General features: G+C 60.2%; 3 protein-coding genes and 1 pseudogene. All 4 read right to left on the reverse strand.

The window, feature by feature from the left end; genetic code table 11:
• The coding region (locus KIP88_RS45580; RefSeq protein WP_214494590.1) for a transposase at nucleotides 1-290 on the reverse strand (290 nt) is incomplete at its 3' end.
• Nucleotides 291-682: 392 nt separating this feature from the next.
• Complete coding sequence (locus KIP88_RS45585) at nucleotides 683-967, reverse strand: transposase (RefSeq protein WP_214494592.1); 285 nt, start codon at nucleotides 965-967, stop codon at nucleotides 683-685.
• A gap of 239 nt (nucleotides 968-1,206) precedes the next feature.
• On the reverse strand, nucleotides 1,207-1,350 hold the full coding sequence (locus KIP88_RS45590) for a hypothetical protein (protein ID WP_214494591.1): 144 nt from the start codon (nucleotides 1,348-1,350) through the stop codon (nucleotides 1,207-1,209).
• 350 nt (nucleotides 1,351-1,700) lie between these two features.
• Nucleotides 1,701-1,807: pseudogene (locus KIP88_RS47725) on the reverse strand (IS110 family transposase); the annotation flags it as partial.
• Nucleotides 1,808-2,152 lie beyond the last annotated feature (345 nt).

Below are 2,152 nucleotides of genomic sequence, written 5' to 3' on the forward strand. Positions count from 1 at the left end.
GACAGTCCCACGAACCAGCGGTACAAAAGATTGTAGTCCAGTTGCTCCATCAACTGGCGTTCCGAGCGGATGCCGTAGAACACCTGCAGCAGCAAGGCGCTCAGCAATTGCTCCGGCGGGATCGAAGGACGTCCCTCGCTGGCGTAGAGCCGCCCAAGGCTGCGGTTCAAATCGCTCAAAACATCCCGGACAAGTTCCCGGACCTTCCGCAGCGGATGGTTCGCTGGCACCCGCTTATCCGGCGCGATGTACGAAAACAAACCTCCCTGATCGGTAAACCTGCCGCGCATGATCGTCTCCACCGATTCGAGATGATAAAGTGAATCATCAAGCCCCCTCCGTGGCGAGGGGGGTTCTTCAGCAGACTGCTAGACTCAAAAGCGCCTCCCATTCTGCCGCACGCGCCACTCGGGTGCAGGACCTGGGCCATGTGTGGACGGCTCCGGGTTGCCAACGGGAATCTTCACTTTGCATTGGTCGGAGCGCCATGTGTTCGGCCCGTTTGCGCGGTTCACACGACCGCTGGCCATAATGCCCTGCGCGGATCAGGTCCCGATCAAAAGCTCGCATTCGAAGATGCTATGGCCCATATGGGTTGTCCTGATCGCCGGATCGGCCGGCGCTGCATTACGTGCTGTTCGCCCTCCCAACCGTTGCGTCACACCGGATGTCGCGCGGTTCCTTACGCCGCGAGCGCGACCGGTTCCTTGTAGGGCTCACCCTGGCCATCATGGAACGCCATGCGTGCAATCTTGTTGGCGAGCGCAATCGCAGCACCTTTCGTCGATCGACGCGCTAGCAGCCCGGTGAGCCAAGGCCGATGCCCGGTGCCATGGATCTTGGTATACCGGATGACGGCGAGCGCACCAGCCGTGAACAGGCTGCGCAAACAGCGATCGCCTTGTTTGCTGATATTGCCAAGCTTGTCCTTGCCCCCGCTCGAGTTCTGCTTCGGTACCAGCCCGATCCAAGCCGAGAAATCTCATCCCGATCGGAAGGCCTTGGGATCCGCAATGCTGGCTACCAAAGCGGTTGCCAGCGCCGGCCCGACGCCGGGATCGCGTCCAGCCGTTTGTTCGTCACACTTGATCGATGCCTGGCGATGATGCGTCGGTCGAACTCCAGGATTTGGGCCTTCAGTGCGCGCAATTGACCGCCGAGAGCCGCTAGGCAGGCTCGGGCTACCTCGGGGAGCTGGTCGTCGGCTCAATTGGCGACGACTTCCAGCAGCTGCTCGACACCCCTGCGCCCGACAGGAGCGACAATCCCGAACTCGGCCAGACAGGCGCGGATTGAGTTGATCACGGCGGTCTGCTGGCGGATGAAGAGATGGCGCGCCCGGTGAAGCATGAGACCTTGGTCGGTACGAACCGCATGTTGGGCCTCGTGGCCGCCTCGTAAATTGCTTCCCTCGCAGTAATGTCGTTCTTCTGCCGCTTGACGTAGGGCTTCACATAGGCCGGAGGCATCAATCGTACCGTATGCCCCAGCGCCTGCAGCTCGCGCGACCAATGGTGCGATGATGCGTAAGCCTCGATACCCACCAGGCACGGCGGCAGCGGGCTCTAGTTAAGAGTTCTATGAAGCGGTCGGAAGGTTAGCCATGGCGCTACCTCCCAGTGTGCTTCGAACAAGCAAACATGCTTTGCGAGGGACCAACGGGTCGAACGATTGCGAATCCGGGATAGGGTGGAACTCTGGAAAAACGCCAGCAGGTGGCGGCGCCTCAACTGCCGGCGTACGACCACTTGGCCAGCTGCATCAACGCCGTGTACTTGAAAGACGACTTCGCGATCTCCAGACCGATCGTCGAAACTAATTACATAGGCTGCACCTCCGAATGGTGGGAGCCTCAAAACGGCGCCCACTCCTTGGCACTCTCGTGCCCGTGGAGCCGTCCACAGCATCAGGTGCGGACCACAGGAATCGCGCACCGTTTTGTGACTGAATGTGGCGTTCGCAAACAACTTGGCAGCCTCCAGACTTGGGCCGTTTGTTTTCGGACAGCAGCACGCGCCAGCGAGTCCGTTTTCGAGCTGCCCCTGAGCGAGCTTCCTTACTAATCTCAGGCGTACGATGTAGGAGGAACGCGCCGCTGTTCTGCGTTCCGTGCATTCAGATCCAACGCCAGAACCGCGTCGTTCTAATTCAT

Source organism: Bradyrhizobium sp. SRL28, assembly GCF_018596315.1.
Lineage (GTDB): Bacteria > Pseudomonadota > Alphaproteobacteria > Rhizobiales > Xanthobacteraceae > Bradyrhizobium.